The sequence below is a fragment of the Streptomyces sp. NPDC005483 genome (assembly GCF_040606035.1).
In the GTDB taxonomy this organism is placed as follows: domain Bacteria; phylum Actinomycetota; class Actinomycetes; order Streptomycetales; family Streptomycetaceae; genus Streptomyces.
Genome location: NZ_JBEXEA010000044.1, coordinates 44,498 through 60,362, shown reverse-complemented (window position 1 = coordinate 60,362; position 15,865 = coordinate 44,498). Strand labels below are relative to the sequence as shown.

The window sequence follows — 15,865 nt, the reverse complement described above, 5'->3', positions numbered from 1 at the left end:
ACCGGCAGCACTCCCTTCCCCACCGCCCAGCAGCTCGGCAACCTCGTCGCCACCCACCAGCTGCGCTATGCGCTGCTCACCACCCAGCGCCCCCCCACTCCCGCCACCACCTGGGTGAAGTCCCACTGCACCCGCATCCGGCCCACCGCCTACCGCCACACCGACAGCAGCTTCGCCCTCTACGACTGCAATCCCCAGCAGTGAGGCGACGCCCGAAGTCAGGGATCGCGGTCAACGGCCGAGTGCCGACGGTCCAACACTCCTACCGCCCGCGCGGTGAACAGTGGGAGTTTCCGAGCTGCATGGTGCCAGGGGGAAGCTGGCCGTGCAGGGAGAACCGCTGGCCCATCCTGCGGCATCTGGGTACGAGCGGCCTGTAGCGGGTGGCGGCGATCGCCGATGACAGGCCAGCTGGCGTCTCCTTCGTTGTTGGCCGCTGCAGGCCGCTTCGTTGTCAGCGGCCCCGCCCGGGCTTCTGCGGCTGTATGCCGGCCAGTAGGGCTGGTTCGTTGCGGACGACGACGGAGAGCCGGGCGGCGCAGGCGCGGGCGCTGAGCACCTCCTTGGCGAGGCGCAGGGTGGAGGGGTCTCGTCGGATGGCGGGTTTGACAGTGACGGCCGCCTCCAGATCGGGACGAGCGACGACTTTGTGCAGGAGGGACATCTCCTGCGTCCTGTGGGCGTCGAAGGGTTCTGCTGTCACCATCGGTCGTTCGCCCTCCAGCCGCCTCTGGCTGGAGGGCGAACGAGTTGTCAAGTATCGCCACGACCTTGTGCGTGCCGAGAATCACGTCCGCGCAGCTCAAGCGGCGTGTTGGTACGCGTGGTCACTCCGCCGAGGCGGTCGTGTCGACGTATGTCGAGGCGAGCGATCTCCATGGGGTCGGTGCTGGATTCGGGGAGTGCGCGCAGCGGCGCGGCTGCCGGCCGGGAGCGATGGGTGCGGTGCTCGTTGTAGAACCGCTCGTACTCACTCAGGGCATGGCGCAGGTGGTGAGCGTTCCAGATGAGGGTGCGGTCGAGAAGCTCGCGGCGGAGGCTGAGCACCCATGTGGAGACGCTTTGCTGCCACCGGCCGGACGCGACAACGCCGCTGATCGCCGAAGCCCCCAACAAGACACCGGCGAGATCCGTCAATACACCAGCTCCGCCACCAGTACCTCGATCACCTGGCCGTGCGTCAGGTCCGATCCAGTTGGTCAACTGACGCACGACAGTTAAGGGCCGGGCCGTCCACACCCACTGACGGACGCTCATACCGCAGCGAGTCGCGACAAACGCGCAGATCAGGGTTGCCGTAGGGAGGACCACTGGCTAATCGCCGAATGCAACGGCGACAACGCTCCCGCCAAAGAACCGTCAAACGGTGACAGGAATGTGAGACACGAGCCCCCACGGTGAGCCATAAATCCCCTCCGACCTGGGCATTTAGCTTGATCGTTAAAATCCGCTCCTATCGAACGCCACGTACGTCCTGTACATTTTTTACAGACAGCTGTCCGCAACGAGGAGGGGTACGCCATGACCCGACCGACCGCCCGTTACGTCCTGCCCGAGTTCCACGAGCGCACGAGCTTCGGGCAGAAGACGATGGATCCGTACTCCAAGCTGCTGGAGGAGCGGATCGTCTTCCTCGGGACGCAGATCGACGACACCTCGGCGAACGACCTGATGGCGCAGTTCATGTACCTCGAGTACCAGGACCCGGACCGGGACATCGCGCTGTACATCAACTCCCCCGGCGGCTCGTTCAGCGCGATGTCGGCGATCTACGACACGATGCAGTACGTCAGTTGCGACGTGGAGACGACGTGTCTCGGGCAGGCCGGCTCCTCCGCGGCGGTGCTGCTGGCGGCGGGCACCCCGGGCAAGCGGTCCGTGCTGCCGGGTGCCCGGGTGGTGATCCACCAGCCCGGGCTGAGCGAGCCCGTGCAGGGACAGGCCAGCGATCTGGCCATCCAGGCCGCGGAGTTGATCCGGGTGCGGGGCTGCCTGGAGGAGATGCTGGTCCGGCACACCGGGCGCAGTCCCGAGCAGGTGAGCGCAGACATCGAGCGGGACAAGATCCTGGACGCGCAGGGCGCCCTGGACTACGGCCTGGCGGACGCGATCGTCCCGAGCCGCAAGTCCGCGCGCACCGCTCCGGGCGCGAGGTGAGGCCTCGATGGTGCCGGACCTGCCACCGCTGCCCGCGCTGACCCGCGCCGAGGGCGAGCTGATCGACCGTTATCTCGACGTGGTCGACCTGCTGGGCCGGATCAACCCGGCCCGGCACGAGGACACCTACGGCGGACTGCGCGCGGCGCAGGCACTGGTGAGCAGGGCGGCCGAGCTGCGCGACGCGCTGGTGCTGATGCACGGCCGGGGTGAGCGTGAACTGCACGCCGCGACGCTGGCACGGGCCCTGCGGGTCCTGGACGGAGAGCGGCGTACGGCCAGGGTCACCGTGCCGCCCGAGCCCGGCGACTGACGCACCGGCAGTGTTTCCGGACGTTCCACGGGTCTGGCGGTGCGTCCGGGGCGCGGTTGAAACGGACCAAAAGACGTACCGCCGTTTGCAGGAGGCGCGGCTCCTTTTTCGCGACCGTCCAGGTTGCGCAACGCGCGTGGTTCAGGAGGGGAATGAGGAGTTTCTGTGCTGGTCGAGGAGGCTGCGGACCCCTGGACGCCCCTTCGAGCGCTCAGGTGTCCACCCGAACGGGTGAGTGGTGAGTAACAACACAAACCCCCGGTTCCATTGGGTTTTTGGGACATCCGTGCGCCAAGATCCCTGACTGACGACAAGCCCCCGCCGCAGCGGCGGGGCGATCCGGGCGGACGCCGAGTCCTGCCGCCGCCCGGATGACCGGTCGACAGGAGTGGATCGGCAGGAGTGGAGGACCCAAGCACGACGGGTCGCCGGAACGGTCACGTCATGACCGGGCCGAGCATCCCTTGGGGTGAAGCCGCGTCAGCGGCCGGGCAACTTCGCCAGCCCGAATCCGACAGGTCATCCTTCACAGGCGGCTGACGAAGGGTTGCGCATGACTGCGCTCAATCGTGTCCCGTCGCTGATGGTCCGAGCCGGTACGGCCTCGGCCTTCGCCATCGCCGCTGTGGGCGGCTCCGTCGTGATCCCGGGCGTCGCAGCCGACGCCGCCGCCTCGACACCGGCGACGCAGGCGCTCAAGGTAGCGGCCTCCAAGAAGGGTTCGCCGTACAAGTACGGCGCCACCGGGCCCCGCCGCTTCGACTGCTCAGGGCTCACGCTGTACTCGTTCAAGAAGGCGGGCAAGAAGCTCCCGCGCACGGCGGCCCAGCAGTACAACAAGACCCGCCACATCGGCGCGGGCAGCCGCAAGGCCGGCGACCTGGTGTTCTTCCACTCGGGTTCGAACGTCTACCACGTCGGCATCTACGCCGGGAAGGGAAAGATCTGGCACGCCCCGAAGACCGGGGACGTGGTGAGGCTGCAGAAGATCTGGACGAAGAGCGTCTGGTACGGCCGGGTCAAGTGACGTCCCGAGGGGGCGGCGGCGACCTGACCTGCCACCGCCCCCTCGGGTCTCCCGGGACGCGTGACACGGGCCCAGATGGTTACCCGTGACGCCATGGCCGACCACCGCCCGTGCACCGCCCGCAACGAGACCCCGCTGGAGCGCGCCGACCGCAACTTCGGCGAGCTGCTCCAGGAACTGCGCGTGACCCAGACCGGGGTGCAGATACTCTTCGCCTTTCTGCTGACCCTGGCCTTCACCCAGCGCTTCCCGTCCCTCGACACCTTCCAGCGCGCCACGTACGTCACCACGCTGCTGCTGGCGGTCGTCGCGGCGGCCCTGTTCACCGCACCGGCGGCCCTGCACCGCTCGCTCTTCCAGCGCGGCGCCAAGGCCCGGATCGTGCAGGTCTCCTCCCGGCTCGCGACGGTCGGCATGGGGGTTCTGGTGCTCGCGTTCACGGGATCGGTGCTGCTCGTGGTGGACGTGACGACGGGCCGGGCCGGCGGAGTGGCCGCGGGCGCGGCGACCCTGCTCGTGTGCCTGGGCCTGTGGGGCCTGCTCCCCCGGCTGGTCCGGCGGGCGGGACTCGCCGAGGAACGGAAGGCGGCGCAGTCGCACTCCACGCCTGCGTCGGCGAGGCGCGAGGTGATCCCGCGAGCCACGGCCCGGCCAGGAACATCACCCCGAGAACCGTCCGCGCGCCTTCGCTGACCCCTTCGGCGCCCCGGGCCGCCCGCGGCCGGTCTGACGCCTCTCACGGCTCCTGCTGCCCCGCCGCTGTGACCGGCTCGGCCGGCACCGCCCACGGGAGTTCGATGGAGACGGTCTTACCGCCTTCCCGGGTGGGCATGACTCTCAGTCGGCCGCCGTACTCGGCGGCGAGCCAGCGGATGATCACCATCCCCCGCCCGTTGTCCTGCTGGACCGCGGCCGGCAGCCGCTTGGGGAAGCGGGGATGGCTGTCGGTGACCCCGATGCGCAGTTGTTCGTCGCGGTCCAGCTCGATGTCCACCGTGAAGGTGGGTGACTGCCCGAAGGTGTGCTGTACGGCGTTGGTGGCGAGTTCGGAGACGATGAGCCGGACGGTCTCGGCGGCGTCCGTGGTGGGCGGCAGCCCCCACTCCGCGAGTGTGCTCAGGACGTAGGTGCGGGCCGCGGAGACCGAGGCGGGTTCGCTCGGCAGAGTGACGGATGCTTCCAGGTGGTCTGCCATGGCGACGTCGTCCCTTTCCGACAGGACCGGAGTCCGACACGGTGCGGATGGTTCGAGTACGGTCCCGGACTGGTGGTTCATCGCCAGAGTGCCATCACCGGGCCTGTGACGGGTGCCGATCCACCGAGATGTGCATATATCTGTCGCTCGAAGCGGTGAACTCTGCGACGCGAGACCGTATTTGGGCGGCTCGTAAGGAGTAAGGAGTAGCGCCATGCAGCACGGCCCCGCGGTGCGCCGGCGGAAACTGGGCGCCGAACTGCGTGCGTTGCGCGCGAGTGCGGGGCTCACCAGCGGTGAAGCGGCCCGGCTCGTGGGCTGGCACCAGTCGAAGGTGAGCCGCATCGAGACCGGTGCCAGCGGGGTGAAACCGGCCGATGTGCGGTTACTTCTCGACGCCTATCGCGTGGGGGACGCGAATCTGCGGGAGCTGTTGCTGGTATTGGCGGGCTCCGACGAGAACGGCGGCCGGCACCACTGGTGGCACGCGTACCGCGGCGTCCTGCCGCCGACGTACCGGGACTTCATCAGTCTGGAGGCCCAGGCGAGCGCGATGCGCACGCTGGAGACCTCGGTCGTGCCGGGGCTGCTCCAGACGCCCGAGTACGCCCGCGCGGTGACCCGGGCCGCGGTGGAGGGTCTCGACGACGAACGTCTCGACGCCCTGGTCGAGGTCCGACTGGCCCGCCAGGACATCCTTCGCGCGCAGCCGCCTCTGAAGTTGAGCGCCGTCCTGGACGAGGCGGTGTTGCGGCGGGAGGTCGGCGGCCCCGAGGTGATGGCCCGGCAGCTGGAGAGACTTCTGGAGGCGGCACGGCTGCCTCAGGTGCGGTTGCAGGTGCTGCCGTTCACTGCCGGGGCGCATGTGGGTATCACGGGGCCTTTCGTAATCTTCTCATTTCCGCGCACTTCTGATCTGGATGTGGTTGTTCTCGACCACTTGACGAGTAGCCTCTATCTCGAGCGGAAAGAAGACCTCCAGGCCTACACCGAGGCCTTCAACACCCTTCGGATCCACGCCCTTTCGCCCGAGGACTCGTTGGATTACCTCGCCGGGATGGGTGACGGCGCGTAAGGAGGCACCATGTCTGCCCTGCCTCGGAACGTAACCTCCAGTACCCGATTGCCCGAAGTGCGCTGGCTGCGCAGCAGCTACAGCACCGGGGCGAACAACTGCGTCGAGACGGCGAGGCCGTCGGCCGGGCCATGGGCCGGGCTGCTCGCCGTACGCGACTCCAAGAACCCGGACGGACCCGCGCTGCTCTTCTCCCCCGAGAGCTGGGCGGGCTTCACCCGCGCGTTCTGACCGCTTCAGTCCGTCCGGCGCACGGCCGTGTCACGCCGACTCATGGTCGTGTTCCGCCGATCACACGTACAGCGCGTTCGATCTGTTCCTCGGAGAGGTCCGCGCGGGCGGTCAGCCTGAGCCGGGAGATCCCGTCGGGCACGGAAGGGGGCCGGAAACAGCCCACGAAGAGCCCGGCGGCACGGCAGTCGGCCGCCCACTGAAGGGCCTCCTCCGGGGACGGTGCGCGCACCGAGACCACCGCGGCGTCCGGACGCACCGCTTCCAGACCCGCGGCGGTCAGGCGTGCGTGCAGTCCGGTCGCCACCTCTCGCGCGCGTGCGGCCCGCTCGGGCTCACGGCCGAGCAGCCGCAGGGCCGCCAGGGCGGCTCCCGCCGACGCGGGGGCCAGACCGGTGTCGAAGATGAACGTCCGTGCCGCGTTGACCAGGTGTTCGATAACCCGTGCGGGGCCGAGGACGGCGCCGCCCTGGCTGCCGAGCGACTTGGACAGCGTGACCGTGACGACCACGTCGTCGGCGCCCGCGAGTCCGGCCGCGTGCGGGGCCCCGCGGCCGCCGGCGCCGAGCACCCCCAGGCCGTGGGCGTCGTCGACGACCAGGCCCGCGCCGTGCTCCCGGCATGCCTCGGCGAGGCCGGCCAGCGGCGCCGCGTCGCCGTCGACCGAGAAGACCGTGTCGGAGACGGCGAGGGCGGGCCCGTCGTGTGTGCCGAGCGCCTTGCGCACCGCGTCCGGGTCGGCGTGCGCGACGACCTGGGTCGTACCGCGGGCCAGTCGGCAGCCGTCGATGAGGGAGGCGTGGTTGCCCGCGTCGGAGACGATCAGCGTGCCGTGCGGCGCGAGCGCGGTGACGGCGGCCAGGTTCGCCGCGTAGCCGGAGGAGAAGACGAGCGCCGCCTCGAAGCCGCAGAAGTCGGCCAGTTCGCGCTCGAGTTCGGCGTGCAGCTCGGTGGTGCCGGTGACGAGCCGGGACCCGGTCGCGCCGCCGCCCCAGGTCCGCGCGGCCGCCGCGGCGCCCGCCACGACCTCGGGATGACGGGCGAGGCCCAGGTAGTCGTTGCTCGCGAGATCCAGCAGCGGCGACTCGGCCGGACGCGGCCGCAGCGTCCGTACGAGCCCGGCCTCCCGGCGGGCCGCCGCCTGCTCGTCGATCCAGCCGAACGCCATGGGTCCTCCGGGGCTTTTGTAGACAACGGACAGACCCTAGCGGCAGCAAACGCTACCCACGGTGTGGCAATACCCACACGTCGAAGCGGGTGAGTTGTTCGATCCCTACCTTGGCCCGAGGCGGGTCCGTAGGACAGGATCGGCTCTCATGGACCTGCTGAACACGCTGGTGGACAAGGGGCTTCGGCGCGAGCTGCCGACCCGCGAGGAGGCGCTGGCCGTGCTGGCGACCTCCGACGACGACCTGCTCGACGTGGTGGCCGCGGCCGGAAAGGTGCGCCGGCACTGGTTCGGACGCCGGGTGAAACTCAACTATCTCGTCAACCTGAAGTCCGGGCTGTGCCCCGAGGACTGCTCCTACTGTTCCCAGCGGCTCGGCGCCGACACCGGCATCCTGAAGTACACCTGGCTCAAGCCCGACCAGGCTTCCCAGGCCGCCGCGGCCGGTCTCGCGGGCGGCGCCAAGCGGGTCTGCCTGGTGGCGTCGGGGCGTGGTCCCACCGACCGTGACGTGGACCGGGTCGCGGGCACCATCAAGGCCATCAAGGAGCAGAACGAGGGCGTCGAGGTGTGCGCCTGCCTCGGTCTCCTCTCCGACGGCCAGGCCGAGCGGCTGCGCGAGGCGGGCGCGGACGCCTACAACCACAACCTCAACACCTCCGAGTCGACCTACGGCGACATCACCACCACCCACACCTACGCCGACCGGGTCGACACCGTGAACAAGGCGCACGCGGCCGGCCTGTCCGCCTGCTCGGGCCTGATCGCGGGCATGGGCGAGAGCGACGAGGACCTGGTCGACGTCGTCTACTCGCTGCGCGAGCTGGACCCCGACTCGGTTCCCGTCAACTTCCTGATCCCGGTCGAGGGCACCCCGCTGGCCAAGGAGTGGAACCTCACCCCGCAGCGCTGCCTGCGCATCCTGGCCATGGTCCGCTTCGTCTGCCCGGACGTCGAGGTCCGCATCGCGGGCGGCCGCGAGGTCCACCTGCGCACCATGCAGCCCCTCGCCCTGAACCTGGCCAACTCGATCTTCCTCGGCGACTACCTCACCACCGAGGGCCAGGCAGGCAAGGCCGACCTGGAGATGATCGCGGACGCCGGCTTCGAGGTGGAGGGCGCGGGCGAGGTGACGCTGCCGGAGCACCGGGTGACGGCCGGGGGCGGCGGATGCGGTTCCCATGAATCCGCCGGGTGCGGCTCGCACGAGGGCGGCGGAGTCTGCGGTACGACGACCCCCTCCACGCCGGCCAACGAGGCGCGGACCGATCTCGTCGCCGTACGCCGTCGAGGTGCCGGAACGGATCTCGCGCCCAATGCCTGATCTGCCCGTCCTGCCTGTGCCGGAGCTGCTGGCGCTGGACCGGCGGCACGTGTGGCATCCGTACGGTCCGATGCCCGGCCGGGTCGACCCGCTCGTCGTGGAATCGGCGAGCGGGGTGCGGTTGCGGCTCGCCGAGGGCCCGGAGCTGGTCGACGGGATGTCCTCCTGGTGGTCGGCGATCCACGGCTACAACCACCCGGTGCTCAACGAGGCCGCACGCGAGCAGCTCGGGCGGATGAGCCATGTGATGTTCGGCGGGCTCACCCACGAGCCCGCCGTCCGGCTGGCGAAGCTGCTTGTCGACATGTCTCCTGAAGGCCTGGAGCATGTGTTCCTCGCCGACTCGGGGTCGGTGTCGGTCGAGGTCGCGGTGAAGATGTGCCTGCAGTACTGGCGCTCGCTGGGCCGTCCGGGCAAGCAGCGGCTGCTGACCTGGCGCGGCGGCTACCACGGCGACACCTGGCAGCCCATGTCGGTGTGCGACCCCGAGGGCGGGATGCACGAGCTGTGGTCCGGGGTCCTGCCCCGCCAGGTGTTCGTGGACGCGCCTCCGGCCGAGTACGAGGAGTCGTACGCCGATCAGCTGGGCGAGGCGATCGAGCGGCACGCGGAGGAGCTGGCCGCGGTGATCGTGGAGCCGGTGGTGCAGGGCGCGGGCGGGATGCGGTTCCACTCCCCCGCGTATCTGCGGGTGCTGCGCGAGGCCTGCGACGCGCACGACGTGCTGCTGGTGTTCGACGAGATCGCCACCGGGTTCGGGCGCACCGGCGCGCTGTTCGCGGCGGAGCACGCGGCGGTCACCCCGGACGTGATGTGTGTGGGCAAGGCGCTGACCGGCGGCTATATGACGATGGCGGCGACCTTGTGCACGCCTCGGGTGGCCGACGGGATCTCGCGGGGCGAGGTGCCGGTGCTCGCCCACGGCCCCACCTTCATGGGCAATCCGCTGGCCGCGTCGGTGGCCTGCGCGTCGATCGGGCTGCTGCTGGGGCAGGACTGGCTCGCGGAGGTCAAGCGGATCGAGGCGGGGCTGCGGGAGGGGCTGGAGCCGGCCCGTGCGCTGCCGAGTGTGAAGGACGTACGGGTCCTCGGCGCCATCGGGGTCGTCCAGCTGGACCACGACGTCGACATGAGGGCCGCGACACAGGCCGCCGTACGCGAGGGCGTGTGGCTGCGGCCGTTCCGCGACCTCGTCTACACGATGCCGCCCTACGTCACGGGAGACGAGGACGTGGCACGGATCGCGCGTGCGGTGGGTGCCGCCGCCCGGGAGGGATGACATGCCGATACTGGTGATCACGGGGACGGGCACGGAGGTCGGCAAGACCGTCACCACGGCCGCCGTCGCCGCCGCCGCGCTCGCCGCCGGACGGACGGTCGCCGTCCTGAAGGCCGCGCAGACCGGCGTACGGCCCGACGAGCCCGGGGACGCCGACGAGGTGGCGCGGCTCGCGGGTGCCGTGACGAAGGCCGAACTCGCCCGCTATCCCGAGCCGTTGGCCCCGGCGACGGCCGCGCGACGGGCTGCTCTCGAGCCGGTGCGCCCGCAGGAGGTCGCCGAGGCCGCCGCCAAGCTGGCCGTCGAGCACGATCTGGTGCTGGTGGAGGGGGCGGGCGGGCTGCTCGTCCGCTTCGACGACGAGGGCGGGACGCTGGCCGACGCGGCGCAGCAGCTGCGGGCGCCGGTCCTGGTCGTGGCGTCGGCGGGCCTGGGGACGCTCAACACCACGGAGTTGACGGCCCGTGAGCTCCGTCGTCGGGACCTCGACCTGGCGGGTGTGGTGATCGGCAGCTGGCCCCGTTCCCCGGATCTCGCCTCACGGTGCAACCTCGCGGATCTGCCGGACGTGTCCGGGGCTGCCCTGCTCGGCGCCCTGCCGGCCGGAGCGGGCGGGCTGGCGCCGGCCGACTTCCGTAGTGCGGCGCCGGGCTGGCTGGCACCACGGCTGGACGGGACGTGGGACGCGGAGGCGTTCGGGGCGCGCGAGGCTCCCGGAAGCGCCCCCGCCCAGTCGTAGGATGCCTCGCCCTCCGTGATGAGCCGTACCGGTTCAATGCGGCAGCAGGGGTGCGACGGGGTCCCGCGGGGGACAATGGCGGTGAGGTCGGTCCTGTCCGGTGAGGGAGGCTGCCATGGCGCTGCGGTCCGCCGGTTCCGGCAAGGTGTCCCGGGACCCCGTCCACCATCCGCTGTTCGCGCGGTACTACGCCCGGATCAGCACCACCGCCGAGACCAGATGGGGCATGGCCGGGGTGCGGGAGCGGCTGCTCGCCGGGCTGTCCGGGCGGGTGATCGAGATCGGTGCGGGCAACGGCCTGAACTTCTCGCACTATCCCGGCACGGTCTCCGAGGTCGTGGCGATCGAACCGGAGCGCCGGCTGCGGCAGTTGGCGGTGGAGGCAGCCCTGCGCTCCGAGGTGCCGGTCGACGTGGTGCCCGGGGCCGCGGAGGCGCTGCCCGTCAAGAGCGAGGCCTTCGACGCCGTGGTGATCTCGCTGGTGCTGTGCAGTGTGCGCGATGTGCCGCGCGCGCTCGGCGAGGTGCGCCGGGTGCTGCGGCCCGGCGGGGTCGTGCGGTTCTTCGAGCACGGCAGAGGCGGCGGCCCGGCGATGCGCCTCACCCAGCGTGCCCTGGACCGCACGGTGTGGCCTCCGCTGAGCGGCGGCTGCCATCTGGCCCGCGACCCGGTCGCGGCGCTGCGGGGGGCCGGGTTCGAACTCGGCCCCTACCGGCGGCTGTCGATGCCGGAGAAGGGCCCCACGATGCCTACGTCCTTCTGCGTCCTCGGCACCGCCTGGCGGCCACCGCCGACGCAGCACTGATCAAAGCGTCCACCGCACGCTGCGGCCTCCCCTGGGCCCCGCCCTTCGGGACACCGGGCTCCAACTCGGCCCCTACCCGCGGCTGTCGACGCCGGAGAAGGGCCCCACGATGCCCACGTCCTTCTGCGTCCTCGGCACCGCCTGGCGGCCGCCGCCGACGCAGCACTGATCAAAGCGTCCACCACACGGTGCAGCCTCCCCTGGTCGCCACCCTGCGGGACACCGGGCTCCAACCCGGCCCCTACCCGCGGCTGTCGACGCCGGAGAACGAGCCGCCTATGCCTACGTCCTTCTGCGTCCTCGGCACCGCGTGGCGGCCGCCGGTGAAGGAGCACTGATCAGAGGGTCCACCGCTGGAGCTCGCGCGCGATGTCGTGCACCGAGGCGTCGCCCCTCTTGGCCACCTTGGCGAGGTCCCGGACGAGTTCGGGCGAGGTGACGACCCGGAGTCCGCTCGCGACGAGGTAGGCGTACCCGACCGCGCACGCGAAGAGCGCGTTGGTGCGCTCCAACGCCGGGACGTGGATGAGGAGTTGGAGCAGCGCCGCGGCACGCATGTGCGGACTGTCATAGACCGGGATGTCGAAGATCTCGGCCTGGTGCCGGGCCACGGCGGCGACCAGGGCGCCCCAGTCGGTGACCTGGGGATCGCCCGGGGTCTTCTGCTCGGCGAGCATCAGGAGCCAGGCGAGATCGATGTGCAGATCGCTCAACGACCCTCGTGTTCCTTGCTCTCCTTGCCGAACTCCTCCGCGAACACGGACTCGTACTGCTTCATGAAGTCGGCCGCGGCCTCCACGAAGGCCTGGCCCGCCTCTCCGGTGTCCTTCATGACCAGTTCCTCGATGTAGCGGTTGACGCTCACGCCGCGGGCGAGGGCACGTTCACGGGCGGCGCGGGCGGTGCCCTCGTCCACCCGCACGTTCAACTGAGTCTTCGCCATACCTCGAAGCTAGCGCCGAAGTGCTAGCAACGGCAAGGGGGCCCGCGGCGGATCAAATGTGCCCCTTACACCGATACCGGAAGCCCGACCTGCGGTGGAGACCGTCTCGACCCCACGGGGGATACCGGTGTGGGATGGATCACATTACCCTCGGCCGGATGGGGACCACCCGGTCCGCGAGCGCCGCCCACGAGCGAGGAGAGAGCCTTGTCCACAGCTGCTGCGGAGCACGCCCCGGCCGAGGCGATCGCGGCCCGCGCCCGCGGTCTGACCAAGGCGTACGGCTCGGGCGAGACGGCCGTGCTGGCCCTGGACTCGGTGGACGTGGACATCGCGCGCGGCCGCTTCACCGCGGTCATGGGGCCCTCGGGCTCCGGGAAGTCCACGCTGATGCACTGCCTGGCGGGGCTCGACAACGTCTCGGCCGGGCAGGTCTGGCTCGGCGACACCGAGATCACGGGACTCAAGGAGCGCGAGCTGACCCGGCTGCGCCGGGACCGGATCGGGTTCATGTTCCAGTCGTTCAACCTGATCCCCACGCTGAACGCGGCCGAGAACATCACCCTGCCCATGGACATCGCCGGCAAGAAGCCCGACGAGAAGTGGCTGGACCAGGTGATCGACACCCTGGGCCTCAGGGACCGCCTGAAGCACCGGCCCTCGCAGCTCTCGGGCGGTCAGCAGCAGCGCGTCGCATGCGCCCGCGCGCTCGCCTCCCGGCCCGAGCTGATCTTCGCGGACGAGCCGACCGGCAACCTCGACTCACGGGCGGGCCTGGAGGTCCTCGGGTTCCTGCGCGAGGCCGTCGACCAGCTCGGGCAGACCGTCGTCATGGTCACCCACGACCCGGGCGCGGCCGCCCACTCCGACCTGGTGCTCTTCCTCGGGGACGGGCGGATCGTGGACAACATGGAGCGGCCCACCGCGGAGGCCGTGCTGGAACGCATGAAGCGGTTCGACGTGATCCGCGGTCAGTTCGACGCCGCTCCCGAAGAGGACTGACCCCGTGCTGAAGGCGACGCTCCGCAGTTTCCTCGCCCACAAGGGGCGGCTGCTGCTCTCCGCGCTGGCCGTGGTCCTGTCCGTGGCGTTCGTCTCGGGCAGCCTGATCTTCTCCGACACCCTGAGCCGCACCTTCGACCGGCTCTTCGCCTCGACCGCCCCCGACCTCACCATCAGCCCGAAGGAGGACCTGCGCGAGGCCATCCCGTCCGGGACGACGGCCACCCTGCCGGCCGCGCTCACGGACCGGGTCGCCCGGGTCGAGGGGGTCGGCGCCGCGCGCTTCGACGCGGAGGACGACGGGATCACCGTCGCCGACTCCGAGAACGAGTCGGTGGGCTCCACCACCGGCGCCCCCACCATCGGCACCGACTGGAACCCGACCTCGCGCAGCCCGGTGAAGCTCACCTCGGGCCACGCCCCGCACGGTCCGGCCGAGGCCCTCCTGGACTCGGAGACCGCCGACCGCAGGCATCTGCGCATCGGCGACCCGCTCACCGTGATCGCGGCGCCGGGCTCGTTCAAGGTACGGATCGTCGGCATCGCCACGTTCACCACCACCAACCCCGGTGCCACGCTGCTGTTCCTCGACCCGCCGACCGCGCAGGCGAAGCTGCTCGGCTCCTCGAAGGCCGCCACCAGCATCTCCGTCGACGCCGCCGAGGGCGTCAGCAACGACGTGCTCAAGCAGCGCGTGGCAGCCGCGCTCGGCACAGGCACCTACGAGTACCGGACCGCCGACGAGCAGGCGAAGTCGGACGTCGACCAGCTGGGCGGGTTCCTCGACGTCATCAAGTACGTCATGCTCGGCTTCGCAGGCATCGCCGTCCTGGTGGGCATCTTCCTGATCGTCAACACCTTCTCCATGCTGATCGCCCAACGCACGCGTGAGCTGGGCCTGCTGCGCGCACTCGGCGCCGACCGGCGCCAGGTGCGCCGCTCGGTGCTCACCGAGGCCACCCTGCTCGGCCTGGTCGGCTCCACGGTCGGACTCGGCACGGGCATCGCTCTCGCCGTCGGTCTCATCGCGCTGATGAACGCCTTCGGCATGAACATCCGGACCGGCGAGATGGTCATCGGCTGGGGAACACCCGTGGCGGCCTACGTCGTCGGCGTGGGCGTCACCTTCGTCGCGGCCTATCTCCCGGCCCGGCGCGCGGCGGGCGTCTCCCCCATGGCGGCCCTCGCCGACGCCGAGATCGCCGGGATCGGCAAGCCGCTGCGCATGCGGGCGATCGTGGGCGGGGTGGTCGGCGCGGCGGGCGCCGCCGCGCTGGTCGGCTGTGCGACCTCGTCGAAGACCGCGTCGGCGGCCTCCCTGCTGGGCCTCGGCATCGTCCTGACCCTCCTCGCCACCGTCATCGCGGGCCCCCTGCTGGTGCGGCCGGTCATCCGGGTGCTGGGCGGCGCCTTCCCTGCCCTCTTCGGCCCGGTCGGGCGGATGAGCCAGCGCAACGCCCTGCGCAACCCCCGCCGCACCGGCGCCACCGCGGCCGCCCTGATGGTCGGCCTCGCCCTGGTCGGCGGGATGTCCGTGGCCAGCGCCTCGATGTCCAAGTCCTTCGACGACCAGATCGACAAGACCCTGGGCGCCGACTTCGTCGTGCAGAACGGCAACTTCCTGCCGTTCCCGCAGGAGGTCACCGACGCGGTGCGCGGCACCGAGGGCGCCGGGCTCGTCGTACGGTCGAGGTTCGCCCCTATCGCCGTACGGCTGCCGGACGGCAAGCGCGTCGAGACCACCGCCGCCGGGTACGACCCGCAGCTCGACGAGGTCGCCCACATCACCTACGCGCAAGGCGACACCGCCGCCGCGCTCGCCTCCGGACACCTGGCCATGGACCTGGACTTCGCGCGCGAACACCAGGTGAGGGTCGGCAGCAGGATTCCCGTCGAGTTCCAGGGCGGGCGCCGCAGCGAACTGACCGTGGGCGCCCTCACCGACCAGGACTCGGCGGACGGATTCGGGACGCAGGGCGGAATCTACTTCGGTCTGGGCACGCTGGAGCGGTTCGCGCCGGGTGGCCAGGACTCGGCGCTGTACGTCAACGCCTCCTCCGGTACCGGCGCCGACCGGTTGCGGGCCGGTCTGGAGAAGACCCTCGACCCGTATCCGCAGGTCCAGGTGCGCGACCTCGCCGACTACAAGGACCTGGTCCATGACCAGATCGCCGTCCTGCTCTACCTCGTGTACGCGCTCCTCGGACTCGCGATCGTCATCGCGGTGCTCGGCGTGGTCAACACCCTCGCCCTGTCGGTCGTGGAGCGCACCCGGGAGATCGGGCTGTTGCGCGCCATCGGGCTCGCCCGGCGCCAGCTGCGGCGGATGATCCGGCTGGAGTCGGTGGTCATCGCGGTGTTCGGCGCGGTCCTGGGACTCACGCTCGGGCTGGTCTGGGGCGTGTGCACCCAGCAGGTGCTGGCGCTTCAGGGCCTGAACGCGCTGGCGATCCCCTGGGGCACGATCGTCGCGGTCGTCGTCGGCTCGGCGGTGGTGGGCATCGTCGCGGCGCTGCTGCCGGCGTTGCGTGCATCGCGCATGAACGTACTGGCGGCGATCGCGCACGAATGATGGAATCGCGGGGCAGACAACTCAAGTCGCTTGTC

Annotated in this window: 19 protein-coding genes, 1 pseudogene and 1 riboswitch; of the genes and pseudogenes, 14 read left to right on the top strand and 6 right to left on the bottom strand. The window is 70.7% G+C overall.

The window, feature by feature from the left end; genetic code table 11:
* Positions 1 to 204 (top strand): annotated as a pseudogene (locus ABZT06_RS44035) (mannosyl transferase); the annotation flags it as partial.
* Between the two features lie 250 nt (positions 205 to 454).
* On the opposite strand, the gene ABZT06_RS44030 reads toward ABZT06_RS44035, so the two are convergent.
* Together ABZT06_RS44030 and ABZT06_RS44025 are read right to left on the bottom strand one after the other, a co-directional pair.
* Positions 455 to 706, bottom strand: a complete 252-nt coding sequence (locus ABZT06_RS44030) for a hypothetical protein (RefSeq protein WP_355754047.1) — start codon at positions 704 to 706, stop codon at positions 455 to 457.
* 47 nt (positions 707 to 753) lie between these two features.
* Complete coding sequence (locus tag ABZT06_RS44025; RefSeq protein ID WP_355754045.1) at positions 754 to 1,137, bottom strand: hypothetical protein; 384 nt, start codon at positions 1,135 to 1,137, stop codon at positions 754 to 756.
* 384 nt (positions 1,138 to 1,521) lie between these two features.
* Between ABZT06_RS44025 and ABZT06_RS44020 the strand changes: the two genes are divergently transcribed.
* The 4 genes from ABZT06_RS44020 (at position 1,522) to ABZT06_RS44005 (ending at position 4,190) form a co-directional block, all read left to right on the top strand.
* A complete protein-coding gene (locus ABZT06_RS44020) occupies positions 1,522 to 2,157 on the top strand; it encodes an ATP-dependent Clp protease proteolytic subunit (protein ID WP_355754042.1) in 636 nt (211 codons plus the stop codon).
* Positions 2,158 to 2,164: 7 nt separating this feature from the next.
* Positions 2,165 to 2,470, top strand: a complete 306-nt coding sequence (locus ABZT06_RS44015) for a hypothetical protein (protein WP_355754039.1) — start codon at positions 2,165 to 2,167, stop codon at positions 2,468 to 2,470.
* Between the two features lie 338 nt (positions 2,471 to 2,808).
* A riboswitch (cyclic di-AMP (ydaO/yuaA leader) is annotated at positions 2,809 to 3,020 on the top strand.
* A 3-nt stretch (positions 3,021 to 3,023) separates the two neighbouring features.
* A complete protein-coding gene (locus ABZT06_RS44010) occupies positions 3,024 to 3,497 on the top strand; it encodes a C40 family peptidase (RefSeq protein ID WP_355754036.1) in 474 nt (157 codons plus the stop codon).
* A 93-nt stretch (positions 3,498 to 3,590) separates the two neighbouring features.
* Positions 3,591 to 4,190, top strand: coding sequence for a DUF6328 family protein (locus tag ABZT06_RS44005; protein WP_355754034.1), 600 nt, complete (start codon positions 3,591 to 3,593; stop codon positions 4,188 to 4,190).
* A gap of 43 nt (positions 4,191 to 4,233) precedes the next feature.
* Here ABZT06_RS44005 and ABZT06_RS44000 read toward each other — a convergent pair whose 3' ends face one another.
* Positions 4,234 to 4,692 carry an ATP-binding protein gene (locus ABZT06_RS44000; protein ID WP_355754031.1) on the bottom strand — a complete coding sequence of 153 codons (459 nt, stop codon included), beginning with the start codon at positions 4,690 to 4,692 and terminating at the stop codon, positions 4,234 to 4,236.
* 214 nt (positions 4,693 to 4,906) lie between these two features.
* Between ABZT06_RS44000 and ABZT06_RS43995 the strand changes: the two genes are divergently transcribed.
* Together ABZT06_RS43995 and ABZT06_RS43990 are read left to right on the top strand one after the other, a co-directional pair.
* Positions 4,907 to 5,767, top strand: a complete 861-nt coding sequence (locus tag ABZT06_RS43995) for a helix-turn-helix transcriptional regulator (protein WP_355754029.1) — start codon at positions 4,907 to 4,909, stop codon at positions 5,765 to 5,767.
* A gap of 9 nt (positions 5,768 to 5,776) precedes the next feature.
* Positions 5,777 to 5,998, top strand: coding sequence for a DUF397 domain-containing protein (locus ABZT06_RS43990; protein WP_355754027.1), 222 nt, complete (start codon positions 5,777 to 5,779; stop codon positions 5,996 to 5,998).
* A gap of 40 nt (positions 5,999 to 6,038) precedes the next feature.
* On the opposite strand, the gene ABZT06_RS43985 is transcribed toward ABZT06_RS43990, so the two are convergent.
* Positions 6,039 to 7,166 carry an 8-amino-7-oxononanoate synthase gene (locus ABZT06_RS43985; RefSeq protein ID WP_355754025.1) on the bottom strand — a complete coding sequence of 376 codons (1,128 nt, stop codon included), beginning with the start codon at positions 7,164 to 7,166 and terminating at the stop codon, positions 6,039 to 6,041.
* Positions 7,167 to 7,314: 148 nt separating this feature from the next.
* Between ABZT06_RS43985 and bioB the strand changes: the two genes are divergently transcribed.
* The 5 genes from bioB to ABZT06_RS43960 all read left to right on the top strand — a co-directional run bounded on the left by bioB (position 7,315) and on the right by ABZT06_RS43960 (position 11,651).
* Positions 7,315 to 8,490, top strand: a complete 1,176-nt coding sequence (gene bioB / locus ABZT06_RS43980; RefSeq protein WP_355754023.1) for a biotin synthase BioB — start codon at positions 7,315 to 7,317, stop codon at positions 8,488 to 8,490.
* Entirely contained in the window at positions 8,483 to 9,769 is a 1,287-nt protein-coding gene (locus ABZT06_RS43975) for an adenosylmethionine--8-amino-7-oxononanoate transaminase (protein WP_355754021.1), read from the top strand. Before bioB ends, ABZT06_RS43975 begins: the two co-directional genes overlap by 8 nt.
* A gap of 1 nt (position 9,770) precedes the next feature.
* On the top strand, positions 9,771 to 10,508 hold the full coding sequence (gene bioD, locus ABZT06_RS43970) for a dethiobiotin synthase (protein WP_355754019.1): 738 nt from the start codon (positions 9,771 to 9,773) through the stop codon (positions 10,506 to 10,508).
* Between the two features lie 115 nt (positions 10,509 to 10,623).
* Positions 10,624 to 11,313, top strand: coding sequence for a class I SAM-dependent methyltransferase (locus ABZT06_RS43965; protein ID WP_355754017.1), 690 nt, complete (start codon positions 10,624 to 10,626; stop codon positions 11,311 to 11,313).
* 188 nt (positions 11,314 to 11,501) lie between these two features.
* Positions 11,502 to 11,651, top strand: a complete 150-nt coding sequence (locus ABZT06_RS43960; protein WP_355754015.1) for a hypothetical protein — start codon at positions 11,502 to 11,504, stop codon at positions 11,649 to 11,651.
* Here the strand turns inward: ABZT06_RS43960 and ABZT06_RS43955 are convergent, their stop codons facing one another.
* Entirely contained in the window at positions 11,652 to 12,026 is a 375-nt protein-coding gene (locus ABZT06_RS43955) for a fic family toxin-antitoxin system, toxin component (protein ID WP_355754013.1), read from the bottom strand.
* Positions 12,023 to 12,256, bottom strand: coding sequence for an antitoxin (locus tag ABZT06_RS43950; RefSeq protein ID WP_053847655.1), 234 nt, complete (start codon positions 12,254 to 12,256; stop codon positions 12,023 to 12,025). Before ABZT06_RS43950 ends, ABZT06_RS43955 begins: the two co-directional genes overlap by 4 nt.
* 207 nt (positions 12,257 to 12,463) lie before the next feature.
* Here ABZT06_RS43950 and ABZT06_RS43945 point away from each other — a divergent pair, with 207 nt between their 5' ends.
* A complete protein-coding gene (locus ABZT06_RS43945; protein ID WP_355754009.1) occupies positions 12,464 to 13,258 on the top strand; it encodes an ABC transporter ATP-binding protein in 795 nt (264 codons plus the stop codon).
* A gap of 4 nt (positions 13,259 to 13,262) precedes the next feature.
* Complete coding sequence (locus tag ABZT06_RS43940; protein WP_355754007.1) at positions 13,263 to 15,830, top strand: ABC transporter permease; 2,568 nt, start codon at positions 13,263 to 13,265, stop codon at positions 15,828 to 15,830.
* Positions 15,831 to 15,865: the final 35 nt, after the last annotated feature.